General features: G+C 61.9%; 11 protein-coding genes. 8 read left to right on the top strand and 3 right to left on the bottom strand.

The features are described 5' to 3' along the window. Nucleotides 1-445 precede the first annotated feature (445 nt). Both HPQ64_RS18845 and HPQ64_RS18840 read left to right on the top strand, forming a co-directional pair. On the top strand, nucleotides 446-2,746 hold the full coding sequence (locus HPQ64_RS18845; RefSeq protein WP_172890165.1) for an NADP-dependent malic enzyme: 2,301 nt from the start codon (nucleotides 446-448) through the stop codon (nucleotides 2,744-2,746). Nucleotides 2,747-2,879: 133 nt separating this feature from the next. After that, the gene (locus HPQ64_RS18840; protein WP_172890164.1) at nucleotides 2,880-3,440 is read left to right on the top strand and encodes a flavodoxin domain-containing protein; all 561 of its coding nucleotides are present in this window, start codon (nucleotides 2,880-2,882) and stop codon (nucleotides 3,438-3,440) included. A 51-nt stretch (nucleotides 3,441-3,491) separates the two neighbouring features. Here the strand turns inward: HPQ64_RS18840 and HPQ64_RS18835 are convergent, their stop codons facing one another. Next, on the bottom strand, nucleotides 3,492-5,168 hold the full coding sequence (locus tag HPQ64_RS18835; RefSeq protein ID WP_172890163.1) for an electron transfer flavoprotein-ubiquinone oxidoreductase: 1,677 nt from the start codon (nucleotides 5,166-5,168) through the stop codon (nucleotides 3,492-3,494). A gap of 326 nt (nucleotides 5,169-5,494) precedes the next feature. Between HPQ64_RS18835 and HPQ64_RS18830 the strand changes: the two genes are divergently transcribed. From HPQ64_RS18830 to HPQ64_RS18810, 5 genes are all read left to right on the top strand, one after another. Then, nucleotides 5,495-6,433, top strand: coding sequence for a uracil-DNA glycosylase (locus HPQ64_RS18830; RefSeq protein WP_425483840.1), 939 nt, complete (start codon nucleotides 5,495-5,497; stop codon nucleotides 6,431-6,433). 73 nt (nucleotides 6,434-6,506) lie between these two features. Continuing rightward, the gene (locus tag HPQ64_RS18825) at nucleotides 6,507-7,364 is read left to right on the top strand and encodes a S49 family peptidase (RefSeq protein WP_343036084.1); all 858 of its coding nucleotides are present in this window, start codon (nucleotides 6,507-6,509) and stop codon (nucleotides 7,362-7,364) included. 35 nt (nucleotides 7,365-7,399) lie between these two features. Next, the gene (locus tag HPQ64_RS18820) at nucleotides 7,400-7,588 is read left to right on the top strand and encodes a hypothetical protein (RefSeq protein WP_172890161.1); all 189 of its coding nucleotides are present in this window, start codon (nucleotides 7,400-7,402) and stop codon (nucleotides 7,586-7,588) included. Nucleotides 7,589-7,768: 180 nt separating this feature from the next. Next, nucleotides 7,769-8,701, top strand: coding sequence for a glycine--tRNA ligase subunit alpha (locus HPQ64_RS18815; protein WP_425483846.1), 933 nt, complete (start codon nucleotides 7,769-7,771; stop codon nucleotides 8,699-8,701). 116 nt (nucleotides 8,702-8,817) lie between these two features. After that, the gene (locus HPQ64_RS18810; protein WP_172890159.1) at nucleotides 8,818-9,057 is read left to right on the top strand and encodes a CDGSH iron-sulfur domain-containing protein; all 240 of its coding nucleotides are present in this window, start codon (nucleotides 8,818-8,820) and stop codon (nucleotides 9,055-9,057) included. A gap of 18 nt (nucleotides 9,058-9,075) precedes the next feature. On the opposite strand, the gene HPQ64_RS18805 is transcribed toward HPQ64_RS18810, so the two are convergent. Then, nucleotides 9,076-12,198, bottom strand: coding sequence for an efflux RND transporter permease subunit (locus HPQ64_RS18805; protein ID WP_172890158.1), 3,123 nt, complete (start codon nucleotides 12,196-12,198; stop codon nucleotides 9,076-9,078). Next, on the bottom strand, nucleotides 12,195-13,322 hold the full coding sequence (locus tag HPQ64_RS18800) for an efflux RND transporter periplasmic adaptor subunit (protein WP_343036066.1): 1,128 nt from the start codon (nucleotides 13,320-13,322) through the stop codon (nucleotides 12,195-12,197). The genes HPQ64_RS18805 and HPQ64_RS18800 overlap by 4 nt, the downstream gene beginning before the upstream one ends. Nucleotides 13,323-13,551: 229 nt before the next feature. Here HPQ64_RS18800 and glyS point away from each other — a divergent pair, with 229 nt between their 5' ends. Then, a complete protein-coding gene (glyS, locus tag HPQ64_RS18795) occupies nucleotides 13,552-15,846 on the top strand; it encodes a glycine--tRNA ligase subunit beta (RefSeq protein ID WP_172890157.1) in 2,295 nt (764 codons plus the stop codon). Nucleotides 15,847-15,968 lie beyond the last annotated feature (122 nt).

Raw genomic sequence — 15,968 nt, 5'->3', positions numbered from 1 at the left:
ATAGAATTCGTTATATAAATGAAATCTATACAATAAAGTAGGTAGAAAAATAACAATTGCTTCTAATAAAAAATCATCAAAGAGGTTCCGAATTTCCGAAAATTCTATCTAACACAATCTGTAGGCAAATTTATAATTCCATCTCCCATAGCCTGCGGACACTTGATTATCGCATCATAACCGGCTAGCGACGCAAAAAATCAATCATTATCGTTGTAGGATTTCCAGCCTGTTGGCGCATCGCAACGAATACGCCTGTTCACAACGCCTCCACTGATATCTCTCCAAGACATGCCCATGATCTGAAGGCGGTTGAGACATTTAAGCCGAGTAGGGGAAACAGACTTTCGCCGTTTCGAGCTGTTCGCACGAATGGCCTTTCCCGGCAAAGCTGATAGGTTGATTCAGTTCGCCAATTTTAGTCGTCCAACAAGAAGCCGATCCCATGAGCGATAACAAGCCGACCTCCGCAGACCTCGACGAAGCCGCCCTTTTTTACCATCGCTACCCAAGGCCGGGAAAGCTGGAGATCCAGCCGATCAAGCCGCTCGGCAACCAGCGTGACCTGGCACTTGCCTATTCGCCGGGCGTGGCGGCTCCTTGTCTCGAGATCGCAAGGGATCCGGGAACGGCTGCCGAATACACCGCGCGCGGCAATCTCGTCGGCGTGATCTCCAACGGTACGGCGGTTCTGGGCCTCGGCTCCATCGGCCCGCTCGCCTCCAAACCGGTGATGGAGGGAAAGGCGGTCCTCTTCAAGAAGTTCGCCGGGATCGACGTCTTCGACATCGAGGTGAACGAATTCGACGTCGACCGTTTCTGTGATGCGGTGGGCGCACTGGAGCCGACCTTCGGCGGCATCAACCTGGAAGACATCAAGGCGCCGGAATGTTTCGTCATCGAGCGGTGCCTGCGCGAGCGGATGAACATTCCCGTCTTTCACGACGACCAGCACGGCACGGCGATCATCGTGGCGGCGGCGGTTCGCAACGGGCTGGAGCTTGGCGGTAAACCCATAGAGGAAGCGAAGATCGTGGCCTCGGGTGCGGGTGCCGCGGCGCTTGCCTGCCTCAATCTTCTGGTCTCGCTTGGCGCGAAACGCGAAAACATCTGGGTGACGGATATCGAGGGCGTCGTCTACGAAGGCCGCGAGACACTGATGGACGAATGGAAGGCGGTGTTCGCGCAAAAGACGGAGCATCGCACGCTTGGCGATGTCATACCGGGTGCCGACGTCTTTTTGGGGCTATCGGCAGCGGGCGTCCTCAAGCCGGAAATGGTCGCCAAGATGGCAGACCGTCCGCTGATCCTGGCGCTCGCCAACCCGAAACCGGAGATCATGCCGGAAGAAGCGCTTGCAGTGCGCCAGGATGCCGTCATCTGCACCGGGCGTTCGGACTACCCGAACCAGGTGAACAACGTTCTCTGCTTTCCATACATCTTCCGGGGCGCGCTCGACGTGGGCGCGACGACCATCAACGAGGAGATGAAGCTTGCCGCCGTGGAAGCAATCGCCCAGCTTGCGCGCGAGGAACCGTCCGACGTTGCCGCGCGCGCCTATGGCGGCGTTTCGGAGACCTTCGGTCCGAAATATCTGATCCCGTCCCCCTTCGACCAGCGGCTGATCCTGAGGATCGCGCCGGCGGTTGCACGCGCGGCCATGGACACAGGCGTTGCCGAACGCCCGATTGAGGATTTCGAGGCCTATCACGACCGGCTGAACCGTTTCGTCTTCCGCTCCGGCCTGATCATGAAGCCGATCTTTGCCGCCGCGCGGGACATGAAGCAGACAATCGTCTATTCCGACGGCGAGGACGAGCGCGTGCTCCGCGCGACGCAGGTGCTGCTGGAAGACGGGCTGGCGACGCCGATCCTGATCGGCCGGCCGGCGGTGATCGAGGCGCGGTGCGAACGTTTCGGCCTCAAGGTGCGGCCAAACAAGAACTTCGAGGTCATCAACCCGGAGGACGATCCGCGCTACCGGGATTATGTGGATACGCTAAGCGAACTTGTCGGCCGCAAGGGCGTGACGCCGGAAGCCGCACGCACGATGGTGCGTTCCAACAACACGGTAATCGGTGCGCTCGCCGTGCACCGCGGGGAGGCGGATGCCCTGATCTGCGGGCTGGAAGGCCGGTTTTCAAAGCACCTGCGCGATGTGCGCAACATCATCGGCTGCGCCGAAGGGGTGAAGGATTTTTCGGCACTTTCGCTGCTGATCAATTCCACCGGGGCGACATTCTTTACCGACACTTATGTGACGATCGACCCGACGGCGGAGGAGATCGCCGAGATGACCTGCCTGGCGGCGAAGGAAATCCGCCGTTTCGGCATCACGCCGAAGGCCGCGCTTCTTTCTTCCTCCAACTTCGGCTCGCGCGACAGCGTGCAGGCATCGAAGATGCGCGACGCGCTGAAGCTCATCTGGAAGCGGGCGCCGGGGCTTGAGGTGGATGGCGAAATGCACGGCGATGCGGCTTTGTCGGAGGCCATGCGCAAGCGCGTCATGCCGAATTCGAAGCTTGAAGGAGAGGCGAACCTTCTGGTTTTCCCGACGCTCGATGCCGCCAATATCGCGCTGAACCTCGTCAAGGTGATGACGGATTCGCTCCACGTCGGGCCGATTCTTCTGGGCACCGCGAAGCCTGCGCATATCCTCACACCTTCCGTCACCTCGCGCGGGGTGGTGAACATGTCGGCCTTTGCGGCGGTCGAGGCGCAGATGCGCGGGCAGGCGAGCGCGTGATCGGATATCTGATGTCGCATACGCCGATAACCGGTGTCCGTTTTCGGGGATCATGCGCTTGAGCCACGTCATGGCGTGAAGGGCGGGGGCGGGGCAAGTTGACGTCCGAAGTTCCATTCGGGGAGCACGGACCATGGTGCAGGTTCTCGTCGCCTTCGCCTCGAGCGAAGGCCAGACGCGGAAGATTTCCGAACGCATCGCGTCGCGGCTGAGGGATCGCGGGGCCGGCGTGCAACTCGTCGACGTGATGAAGAATGACGATCCCGCACTGGAGCCGTTTAACGCGGCGCTGCTGGCGGGATCGCTGCATGTCGGCCATCACCAGGAAGAACTCGTCCGCTTCGTGAAATCGCATCGCGAGGCGCTGTGCGGCGTGCCGACCGGGTTTGTCTCCGTCAGCCTGTCGGCGCATGGAACGCTTAACGAAGATGTCGCGGCGGCGCATGGATGCGTTGCCGATTTCTTCGAAATGGCGGGCTGGAAGGCAGACTGCACGCATCTGGCTGCGGGCGCCGTGCGAGATACCAGGCTGGGTTTCCTAAAGCGCTGGATCCTGCACCGGATTCTTCGAACAAAGGGCGTGGAGATGCCCGCTTCCGGCGTGCTGGAATTCACCGACTGGAAAGCGGTGGATGCCTTTGTCGATCAGTTCCTGAAGGAGGAAATAGCGCCGCGGGGCGTGCGTAGCGCATGACGGGGCCGATACGAGAAGGGCGGCTGGAGAGCCGCCCTTGCAACATTGGAATCACATATTCGGGTAGTTCGGGCCGCCGGCGCCTTCTGGCACCGTCCAGGTGATGTTCTGGTTCGGGTCCTTGATATCGCAGGTCTTGCAGTGCACGCAGTTCTGCGCGTTGATCTGGAACTTCGGCGCGTCCTCGCCTTCCTCCACCCATTCGTAAACGCCCGCGGGGCAATAGCGGTTCGACGGGCCGTCGAAGACGTCATGCTCCGACTTCTTCTGCAGGTCCATATCCTTCACCTTGAGGTGGACCGGCTGATCCTCCTCGTGATTGGTGTTGGACAGGAAGACGGAGGATAGCTTGTCGAAGGAGACGACGCCGTCCGGCTTCGGGTAAGCGATCGGCTTGCATTCTGAAGCGGGCTTTAGCGTCTTTGAATCCGGCTTGCCGTGCTTCATCGTGCCGAAGAAGGAAATGCCGAAAAGCTCGTTCGTCCACATGTCGAGCCCGCCAAGCGCGATGCCGATAACCGTTCCGAACTTCGACCAGAGCGGCTTGGCGTTGCGCACTTTCCGCAGGTCTTCGCCGATCTCGCTCTCGCGCCATGCGGTATCGAAGGCGGTTAGCTCCGCATTGGTCTTGCCCTCGGCCAGCGCGTCGAAGACATGTTCGGCGGCGATCATGCCCGACAGCATGGCGTTGTGAGAGCCCTTGATGCGCGGCACGTTCACGAAGCCAGCCGAACAGCCGATGATGAGGCCGCCGGGGAAGGAGAGCTTCGGTACGGACTGATAGCCGCCTTCGGTGATGGCGCGTGCGCCATAGGAGATGCGCTTGCCGCCCTCGAAGGTGTCGCGGATCGCCGGATGCGTCTTGAAGCGCTGGAACTCGTCGAACGGCGAAAGATGCGGGTTCTCGTAGTTCAGGTGCACGACGAAGCCGACGGCGACCTGATTGTCTTCCAGATGATAAAGGAAGGAGCCGCCTCCGGTCTTGTTGTCGAGCGGCCAGCCGAAGGTGTGCTGGACGAGACCGGGGCGGTGCTTTTCAGGGTCGATCTCCCAAAGTTCCTTGATGCCGATGCCGAACTTCGGAAAATCGCTGTCCTTGTCGAGGTCGAATTTCGCGATGAGCTGCTTTGCGAGCGAACCGCGCGCGCCTTCGCCGATCAGCACGTATTTGCCGCGAAGCTCGACACCGGGCGTGTAATTGGCGTTGGGCTTGCCGTCACGCCCGATGCCCATATCGCCGGTCGCCACACCGACGACCGTGCCGCGCTCGTCGTAAAGCACTTCGGCGGCGGCAAAGCCCGGATAGACCTCGACGCCGAGGGCTTCCGCCTTTTCGGCGAGCCAGCGGCAGACGTTGCCGAGCGAGACCACATAGTTGCCGTGGTTGTTCATGAGCTTCGGCATCATGAAATTCGGCAGGCGCATCGACCCGGCAGGCCCAAGCACCAGGAAATGATCGGCGGTGACCGCGGTCTTGATCGGCGTGTCTTCCTCGCGCCACTCGGGCAGGAGCTTGTCGATGGCGACGGGATCGATCACCGCGCCGGAAAGGATATGTGCGCCGACCTCAGACCCTTTTTCCAGGACGACCAGGGAAAGTTCCTCGCCCTTTTCGTTCGCGATCTGCTTGAGGCGGATCGCAGCGGCAAGGCCGGCCGGGCCTGCGCCGACGATCACGACGTCGAATTCCATGCTCTCGCGTTCAGGAAGTGCCTCGGTCTCGGCCATGTCTTTCTCCCGCCTCAGGCGGATGCGGCGCATCCGCCCGCCTGTATGTTTGTCTTTTCATCGCTAGCATCGATCCGCGCGTATCCGAAGCCCGGACGAGGCGCATGCGTGGATGCCAGGCGACATATCCCGCAGTTTCCTGTTTAGTGCAGGGCGCAACTGCCCGCAATCACCGAGCGGGAAACCTAAAGGATAATGACGTTTACGTAAACGGAATGTACGTCTGGCGCAAGTGGTGTTGAGCCACCTCCGGGTGCCTTGAGGTGCCGACCCTTGCACGCAATGACGATTGCGATCATCCCCGGCATTTGCGACAAGAAAGCATGATGACGTCCGGCCCGGATACTGGCGATAACGGCGAAGCGCCCAAAGGTGCTGCGGAGCTTGCGCGCGCCTATGAAGCCTTGATGGATTTTTATGTCGGTGCCGGCGTCAACGGCATGGTGGATGAAGACGCCGTCGACGCCTTCGCCTATGTCGAGACGCAGGCAAGGCGTCCGGCGCCGGTACGGGCACAAGAAACCGCGCCGATGCGGCCTGCCGCGCCTGCCAGGCCAGTACAAGGAAACGCCCCGTCTGCGCCTCCAAAACCTTCGGCGCAGACGGGCGCGTCGGTAAACGTTCAGCCAAGTGTTCAGCCGAGTGTTCCGGGCGATGAATCCATCGTCGCGGCGCGAGAGGCTGCGGCGAGCGCGAAAACGCTGGATGAACTGCACCGGATCCTTTCCAGGTTCGAGGGCTGCAACCTCAAACGCACAGCCAAGAACCTTGTGTTCGCGGATGGCAGTCCGAATGCGCGGGTGATGTTCGTCGGCGAGGCGCCGGGACGGGAAGAGGATGTCCAGGGCCTGCCCTTCGTGGGCCGGTCGGGCCAGCTTCTCGACCGGATCCTTGCCGCGATCGGGCTTGAGCGCCAGGTGGTCTACATCGCCAACGTCGTGCCGTGGCGCCCGCCAGGCAACCGCACACCGAGCCCGCAGGAAACGGAAATCTGCAAGCCTTTCATCAAGCGGCAGATCGAGCTAGTGGACCCGGATGTGCTGGTGTTCCTGGGCGGGGCTTCGGCCAAGGCTCTGCTTGGCGTTACCGATGGCATTTTGCGCCTGCGCGGGCACTGGATGACGTACGACACCGGCAAGCGGCAAATCCGGGCGATCGCGACGCTTCACCCGGCCTACCTCCTGCGCAATCCGGCGCAAAAACGCCTTGCCTGGCGCGATTTCCTGGCGATTAAGGCCGCCCTTGAAGAGGGCGTTGCGTCATAGACGCATTTTCACAGGGCGCAAGAAGGCCTATATCGAACTCGTAAACCTCTCAACTCCGCTGCGGGAAACCGACGTGCTCAACAAACTGCGCAAGTATCTGCCCGGAAAACTCGGCAAAACGAAACCGAGAGTGCCGGTGGTTCGCCTGCATGGCGCCATCGGCATGTCGACCCCGCTTCGCCCGGGGTTGACGCTTTCTTCCTGCGCGCAGACGCTGGAGCGCGCCTTCAAGGTGAAGGAAGCGCCCGCAGTGGCGCTTCTGGTCAATTCGCCGGGCGGATCGCCCGTCCAGTCGCGCCTGATCTACACCCGTATCCGGGCGCTGGCCGAGGAGCACAAGAAGGACGTTCTCGTCTTCGTTGAGGATGTGGCGGCATCCGGTGGCTACATGATCGCGATTGCGGGTGACGAGATCATCGCCGATCCGTCCTCGATCGTGGGCTCCATCGGCGTCGTTTCGGCAGGTTTCGGCTTCAATGACCTCATTTCGAAAATCGGCGTGGAGCGCCGCGTCTATACGGCGGGGGAAAAGAAAGTGTTGCTCGATCCCTTCAGGCCCGAGAGGGCGGAGGATGTGGAGCACTTGAAGTCCCTGCAGCAGGAAATCCATGAGACTTTCACCGGAATGGTGAAGGAGCGGCGCGGCGATGTGCTGAACGAGGCGGAAGACGTCTTCTCCGGTCTTTTCTGGACGGGCCAGAAAGCGCGGGACCTGGGGCTGATCGACCAGCTTGGCGATTTGCGCTCGGTGATCAAGGAGCGCTTCGGCAAGGACGCGGAACCGACCCTTTACGGCGCGCCGCGCTCGATTTTCCCCAAACGGGGAGGAATTGGCGTTGATGCGCCGGGCGGGATCAACCTGCAAGGCGTCGGCGATGACATCATATCTTCGCTCGAGACGCGTGCACTCTGGGCGCGTTACGGGCTTTGAGCGGCGTAGGAAAATAAATGGCGGGAGATAGGAAGATGCCGCAATTATTCGCATTGGCTGCGCTTGCCGTGGGGGGATATGTGCTCGCCAGGGCCGTTCGCCGCGAGATGAACCGTGTCGAGGCGCGCGTATCCAAGAGCGCCAACGACAAGGCCAAGCGCGAGCGCGTTGCGACGCTGGAACGCGATCCGGAAACCGGCCGCTACCGCCCGCGCGAAGGCTGAACCGCCGCTCGAATTTACGTTACCGCGGCGCGCTGTTTGCCGAATTCCTTGACGAATGCGGGCGATGGTGGCACGTGTCTGCCCCGTCGAACGGGTGGGATTCCAACCGCCGACGCCTCTCTCGCCTCATCGCCCACCGCCGGGAAAAGCAATATGCCGAGCGAAAGCCTTCCGCTGCACATGCGGCCGCAAAACTCCTTCCAGGGCCTGATACTTACCCTGCAGCGCTACTGGGCGGACCGGGGCTGCGTGGTGCTCCAGCCCTATGATATGGAAGTGGGTGCGGGCACGTTCCACCCGGCGACGACGCTGCGCTCGCTCGGGCCGCGCCCGTGGAAAGCGGCCTATGTGCAGCCTTCGCGCCGCCCGACCGACGGGCGCTACGGCGAAAACCCGAACAGGCTGCAGCACTATTACCAGTTCCAGGTGCTCCTGAAGCCGTCGCCTTCCAACCTGCAGGATCTTTATCTCGAAAGCCTCTATGCCATCGGCCTCGATCCGAAGGTGCATGATATCCGCTTCGTCGAGGATGACTGGGAAAGCCCGACGCTGGGCGCATGGGGCCTTGGTTGGGAATGCTGGTGCGACGGCATGGAAGTTTCGCAGTTCACCTATTTCCAGCAGGTGGCGGGCTTCGAGTGTTCGCCCGTTTCCGGCGAACTGACCTACGGACTTGAACGTTTGGCGATGTATATCCAGGGCGTCGATAACGTCTACGACCTGAATTACAACGGGCTGGAAGGTGACGACAAGGTCACCTACGGCGACGTTTTCCTGCAAGCCGAACAGGAATATTCCCGCCATAACTTCGAATATGCCGACACGGACATGCTGTTCCGCCACTTCAAGGACGCCGAAGACGAATGCCGGCGGCTGCTGGACGCGGGGGCCAAAGCGCGCGATGAGGGCGAGGATGGTATCCACAAGGTGGTGCTGCCGGCCTATGACCAGTGCATCAAGGCGTCTCACTGCTTCAACCTTCTGGATGCGCGCGGCGTCATATCCGTTACAGAACGCCAGAGCTATATCCTGCGTGTGCGCGAGCTTGCCAAGGCGTGTGGGGCGGCCTTCCTTGAAACCGATGCCGGGGGCAAGGGATATGTCGCGGCCTAACGTTCGCGTGAGCGCCATCACGTCGGATTGAGCGGCGGCGGGCGACGCGTGAATTGCGCTTTCCCATTTTGCTCGGGCAGCCTTGCGTCAGAACTCGAAAAGTGGGGGAGGCATTTATGAGCGAAGCGGTCGTTGCCCAAAAAGGCTCTTACGCCGTCGAAGTGGAAGCGGGTAAGACGTATTTCTGGTGTGTGTGCGGGCGCTCCGCGAAGCAGCCCTTTTGTGACGGTTCGCACAAGGCCACCGATTTTCAGCCGCTCAAGTGGACCGCGGAGAAAAGTGGCAGGAAGTTCTTCTGCGGCTGCAAGGCGACGGGCAACCAGCCGTTCTGCGATGGCTCCCACAAGTCGCTTTGAACGACGCCGGGCCTGTTCCTACTCGCCCGCTTCGGGCTGCGCGCCGGCATCGGCGCGCTTTTGGGTCGCAGCGCTCAATTCGCGCTCCAGCATCTTCTCGACAGTGCCGCGCGGGCGCGTAAAGCGGGCTAGAAGGTCATAGAGGACCGGTGTCAGGAACAGCGTCAGCGCGGAGGAAAGCGTGAGCCCGCCGATGATGACGCTGCCGATGGCGATCCGGCTTTCCGCGCCAGCACCACTTGCAAGCACGAGCGGCAACGCGCCGAGCACTGTGGAAACGACCGTCATGACGATGGGGCGCAGACGCAGCACCGAAGCGTTGATCACCGCCTCTCGTACCGGCTGGCCTTCGTCGCGTAGCTGGTTGGCGAATTCGACGATGAGAATGCCGTTCTTGGCCATGAGACCGATCAGCAGCACGATGCCGATCTGGCTGTAGACGTTGAGCGACAGCCCTCCGACTGTCATGGCGTAGATGGCGCCGGCTATGCCGAGCGGGACGGTGAGCAGGATCACCAGCGGGTGAATGAAGCTTTCGAATTGTGCGGCAAGCACCAGAAAGACGATCAGAAGCGCCATGGCGAAGACGAGATTGGCGCCGCTTGCGGTTTCCTGGAACTGCTGCGACTGGCCGTCGAGCCCGAGCTTTGCCTCCGGCGGGAGAACTTCGGACGCTGCCTCGCGCATGAACTGGATGGCCGAGCCGAGGTCGTAACCATCCGCAAGGGCGGCCGAAATCACGATGGACGGCAACCGGTCGTAGCGGCGGAGCGAGGCGGCGGCGGCACTCTCGTTCATGGAAACGAGCGCACCGAGAGGGATCAGCGATGTGCCGTCGCCTGAACGGATGAAGATGTTGCTGATGTCCGACGGAGAGCGCCTGTCCTCTATTTCCGCCTGAAGAATGACCGGATATTCGCGCCCGCGGCTGACGAATTGCGTCACCTCGCGCGAGGCGAGCATGGTCTGCAGCGTCGAGGCGATGGTCTGCACGCTGATGCCGAGATCGTCCGCCCGCGCCCTGTCGACGGTGAGCGAGAGCTGCGGCTCGTTCTCCTCGAAATCCATTTCCGGATTGACGAGATTAGGGTTTTCCTGGGCTTTTTGCAGCAACTGCTGCGCCCAGATCTTCACGCTTTCGAAATCCGGCCCGCCAACGACGACGCGAAGCGGGCTGGAGGAGCCGCGAAGCCCGAGACCGGCGGGCGATACGGGAAAGCCGCGCGCGATGGTGACCTCGCTCATGCGCGGGGCAAGCGCGCGGGCGAGGCCGCGATTGTCGAGCGTGCGTTCCTCCCACGGTGCAAGGCGAAAGACCACGAAGGAGCGGTAGGCGCGGTTGCCGAAGCCGGAGAATGTAAAGATCGTGTCGATCTCGCCGCTATCGCGATAGGGGCTTGCGATCTCTTCGACCTGTCGCGCGGCCCGGTCGGTATGTTCGAGCGTACTTCCCTGCGGCGCGGTGAGGGGAACGAAGACGACGCCGCGATCCTCGTTGGGCGTAAGCTCGCGCGGCAGCGACTGGAAGAGCGGCCAGCTGAAGGCCGCGATCGCGACGACCACCGCGATCGCCACCAGCGGCATTCTGACAAGCGCTTCGAGGCTGCGTCGGTAGGCGCGCAGCAACAGCGGTTCGCGCCGTTCGCCGTCGGCGCTTGCGTTTTTGGACCGCGACAGAACCTTGGAGGCGAGTGCCGGACAGGCGGTGAGCGCGACGAAGGTGGAGATCGCCACCGCACTTGCCATGACGAAGCCGAACTCGATGAAAAGTCCGCCGACCTGACCAGGCAGGAAGGAAAGCGGCACGAAGACCGCAATCAGTGTGGCCGATGTCGCAAGCACCGCGAAGGTGACCTGCCGGGAACCCAGCACGCTCGCCGCAAGCGGGCTTTCGCCGTGGTCGATCCGGCGCTGGATATTTTCCAGCACGACGATGGCGTCATCCACCACCAGGCCTATGGCCAGAAGCAGCGCAAGCAGCGTCAGCACATTGATGGAAAAGCCGAGGAGCTGGATCAGCAGGAAGCAGCCGATGAGGGCTACGGGAATGGTGATGGCGGGCACGAGCGTCGCGCGCAAGCTCATCAGGAATAGCAGTATGACGAGCACGACAAGCGCCAGCGATATTCCTAGCGCCTGCAAAACCTCGCGGATCGATGCGCCGACGAAGATCGCATCGTCCGAGCCGATTTCGATCGCCATGCCTTCGGGAAGGGTCGGCTCGATCGCCTTGATTTCTTCGCGCACAGCATTGGAGATCGCGATGGTGTTGCTTTGGCTCTGGCGGATGATGGCGAGGCCTACCGCGTCGCGCCCGTTGCTGCGGGCAATGGTGGTGTCGCTGGAAACGCCTTCCTCGATGCGGGCGATGTCGCCGAGCTTGACCGGATAGCCGGCGATCCTGTCGACCACGACATTGCGGAACTGTTCGACGGAGGAGAGCCGGCTGTCGAGGCGGATGCCGAGCTGGCGGTCGCGGCTTTCGATCTCGCCTGCGGGAAGCTCGACGTTGTTGCGCCTGAGCGCCGCCTCGACATCGGCGACGGTCAGATTGCGCGCCGCCATTTCGCGCCGGTTCAGCCAGATGCGGATAGCGAGCGGCCGCTCGCCGTAGATATTGATGCTGGCCACTCCGTCGACGGTGGCGAGCCTGTCGTGGATGAAACGGTCGACGTAATCGGTGATTTCCGCCGTCGTCATGTTGTCGCTGGTAACCGCGAGGCGCATGACTGGATCGGCGTCGGAATCGCTCTTGACCACCTGCGGCTCGTCGACATCGTCCGGCAGGTTGGAGCGCACGCGCCCGACGGCATCGCGCACATCATTCGACGCCTCGTCGATATCGCGGCCCGTCTCGAACTCGATGGTGGTGCGGCTGCGCCCGCGCCGGCTTTGCGAGGAAATCGTGCGCACACCCGAAATGCCGGCGACGGCGCCCTCGATCATTTCCGTGATGTCGGTATCGACAACTTCGGGAGCTGCGCCCGGATAATAGGTCGTGACGGAAACGACGGACCGGTCCACATCCGGCAGTTCGCGGATCGGGAGTTGCGTGAGACCGGCAAGACCGAAGACGACGATCAGAATGCTGGCGACGGCGGCCAGCACCGGGCGGCGGACGGAAAGATCGGAGAGCGTCACGAGCGTGAACTTTCGTGCGCGCCCGCCGTGCCGCCGGCATCGCTCGTCGCGGGCTCGCTGTTGAGGACGTTCACTTCGGCGCCATCACGCAGGCGCTGAAGGCCTGTAATGGCGACCATGTCTCCCGCCGCGATGCCTTCGCGGATCTCGACAAGGCCACCCTCGCGCAGGCCGGTCGCCACTTGCGTCTTCTCCGCCTTGCCCGCGGCAATGCGGTAGACGAAAGTGTTCGAGCCTTCCGAGACGATCGCCGCGTCAGGCACGGTGACGGCCTCGTAATCGTCAAGCGTGATCGACATCAGCACGAACATGCCCGAAGGCAAGGCGCGGTCCGGGTTGGGCAGTTCGGCGCGGGTCAGGAATGAGCGGGAATTGCGGTCGACCCGGCTGTCGACCGCGATGATGCGCCCTTCGAAGGTGCGGCCGGGAAAGGCGGAACCGCGCGCGACGACCTCGAGGCCGGGCTTCACGCGCGCAAACAGCGTTTCGGGAAGCTGGAATTCCACTTCGACCTTGCTGAGGTCGTCAAGCGTCGTCAGCCGGTCGCCGGCTTCCACGCGTGCGCCAACGTCAATCGACGTCAGGCCCAGAACGCCGGAAAACGGCGCACGAATCGTGCGGTCCTCAAGCTGGCGGCGCGCCCTGTCGACGGCGGCGCGGGCGACGATTTCCTCCGCGCGCAGGGTCTCGAGCGCCGCAAGGCTGACCGTCTGGCTTTCGCGAAGGCGGGCTGCGCGTTCCGCCGCCTGCTGCTTCTGCAAGAGCGTGCCTTCGGCGGCTGAGAGATTGGCCCGCTCGATATCGTCGTCGAGGCGGGCGATGACGCCGCCTTCGTCAACTTCCCCGCCGGGCGTGATGTTGAGTTCGACAACCCGCCCGTCGGCCAGCGGAACGATTTCCACCGAACGCCTTGCCCGCGTCGTGCCGACCGCCTCGACGACCCGTGACAGGTTGCGCATGACGGCCGTATCCGTCTCGACGCTGGCGGCGCGCGAGCCTCCACGCCCGCGTTCGGGACGGTCGTTCGCCGCGCCATTGGCGAATTCCTGCTGGTAGAAGGTATAGCCGCCCCAGCCGGCGCCCGCGAGAACCGCGATGATCAGGATTTGCCGCAGGAAGTTCACGCAAGCACTCCGACAGGGCGCAAATCGATGGTTGTTCGCGCCGATTGTTGAAAGATAGATAATACGAGCTTCCAGACCCTTACCCTAATAAATAGATGGAACAAGCGCGTTCAATGCCAAGCCGGCGGTTCAGATCGCGGGTGAGGGGTGACAAAGCCGGGGCTTCTTGGTAGGCACATCGCGAAATTCCGGCAGCCGCCACACCAGCCAACAATTCGAGACGAGTGACATGCCCGATCTTCTCCTGGAGCTTTTCAGCGAGGAAATTCCCGCCCGCATGCAGCGGCGCGCCGCCGACGACCTGAAGTCGCTGGTGACAAACGCACTCGTCGATGCCGGTCTGCACTACGAGGGTGCCAAGGCTTTCGTGACGCCGCGCCGGCTGGCGCTGCAGGTGGCGGGCGTTCCCGCTTCCTCCAGGGCGACGCGCGAGGAGCGAAAAGGCCCGCGCGTGGGCGCGCCGGAAAAGGCTGTGGAAGGCTTCCTGCGCGGTGCGGGGCTTTCCTCCATCGAAGAGGCGGAAATCGTCTCCGACCCGAAGAAGGGCGATTACTACGTCGCGGTGATCGAAAAGCCGGGGCGTACGGCGGAAGATATCATCGCCGAGGCGATGCCGGGCATCATCCGCGGATTTCCCTGGCCGAAGTCCATGAAGTGGGGTACGGGCTCGCTGCGCTGGGTGAGGCCGCTGCACTCCATCGTCTGCATGTTCGGCCCGGAAACGGAAGAGCCGGAGATTATCCCCTTCGAGGTGGACGGAATTTCTTCGGGCGACGTCACGCGCGGCCACCGCTTCATGGGGCCGGGCGAAATCCACGTGCGCCGGCTTGAAGACTATATGGAAAAGCTGGAGCAGGCGAGGGTCGTGCTCGATGCCGACCGGCGCAAGGACATCATCCACCACGACGCGCGCGACCGGGCGCTGGCGCTCGGCCTTGAGCTTGTCGAGGATCCGGGCCTTCTGGAGGAAGTCGCCGGTCTGGTCGAATGGCCGGTGGTACTCGTCGGTTCCTTTGACGAGGCGTTCCTTGAACTTCCCGACGAGGTGATTCGCCTCACGATCCGCGCGAACCAGAAGTGCTTCGTGCTGCGCGATTCCAGCACGGGCAAGCTTTCCAACAAGTTCGTGCTGATTTCCAATATCGAGGCCGCTGATGGCGGCAAGGAGATCATCCACGGCAACGAGAAGGTGATCCGCGCAAGGCTGTCGGACGCCCGCTTCTTCTGGGAAACCGACCTTCAGACGAAACTGGAAGACAATCTGCCGAAGCTTGAAGCGGTCGTCTTTCATGAAAAGCTCGGCACGCAGGCCGAGCGCGTGGAACGGCTGAAGGCGCTTGCGAGCGAACTTGCGCCAATCGTCGGCGCGGACACGGAGAAGGCGAAACGCGCTGCGGAGCTTGCCAAGGCCGATCTCGTCTCGCTGATGGTCTATGAGTTTCCCGAACTGCAGGGCCAGATGGGCCGGGCTTACGCGGAGATCCAGGGCGAGGACGCAAGCGTCGCAGCCGCCATCGAGGAGCACTACAAGCCGCAGGGGCCGGGCGACAGCGTGCCCACCGATCCGGTGTCGATTGCCGTTGCGCTTGCCGACAAGCTCGATCTTCTCACCGGCTTCTGGGCCATCGACGAAAAGCCGACCGGCTCGAAGGACCCTTATGCGCTGAGAAGAGCGGCGCTGGGTGTTATTCGGATCGTGCTGGAGAATGGGATTCGCGTTAGTCTCTCTAAGATTATTTCTTCTTCCGTTCAGCGACAGGCTGAAACTGAATATGAAGTTGCAAAAAGAATATCGGACGTAAGTCTTTTAGAAAGTATCGAGGTTGCGACTGAGAACAATATTCCTCATTTAATTAGGCGTCTGTCTGGAAGCCATGTTCCCGATGGTATCGTATTTGGACCGTATTCTTTTCCGTTTAGTACGTTTGATAGAAACGTGTTCGATGCGACCGTCGGATTGCTGAACTTGGAGTTTGGTCAACAAGAAGGGATTGGTCGAAATGACCTCCTTTCCTTCTTCGCCGACCGTCTCAAAGTTCATCTGCGCGACGAAGGCGCAAGGCACGACCTGATCGACGCCGTGTTCGCGCTGGGCGGGCAGGACGATCTTCTGATGATCGTCAAGCGCGTCGAGGCTCTTGGCCGGTTCCTTGAAACCGAGGATGGCGCGAACCTGCTGGCCGGGACGAAGCGCGCGGCCAACATCCTGCGCATCGAGGAAAAGAAGGACGGCAAGAAGGTTGAGGGCGACATTCACCGCGAGCTTTTGATGGAGCCTGCCGAAATCCAGCTTGCGGCGGCCATCGACAGCGCGCGTTCCGCCGCTTCCGAAGCGATTTCCAATGAGGATTTCGAAAGCGCGATGACGGCCCTTGCCGCCCTTCGCGCCCCGGTCGACCGGTTCTTCGACGAAATTCTCGTCAACGCCGAGGACCCGAAACTTCGTGAAAACCGGCTGAAATTGCTCGCCGAAATCCGCGAAGCGACGCGGGAGGTTGCGGATTTCTCGAAGATCGCGGGATGAGCCCGGGCGTTTTGATTCGTCATTGCCGGGCTTGACCCGGCAACCCATCTCCGATGTGCAGCAGATGAATGGATGCCCGGATCAAGTCCGGGCATGACGAATGGATGGATTTCGGCTTGGTC

The sequence above is a fragment of the Hongsoonwoonella zoysiae genome (assembly GCF_013266695.1).
Lineage (GTDB): Bacteria > Pseudomonadota > Alphaproteobacteria > Rhizobiales > Stappiaceae > Hongsoonwoonella > Hongsoonwoonella zoysiae.
Note: the sequence above shows the minus strand (reverse complement) of the source record. Positions and strands in the feature narration are given on the sequence as shown.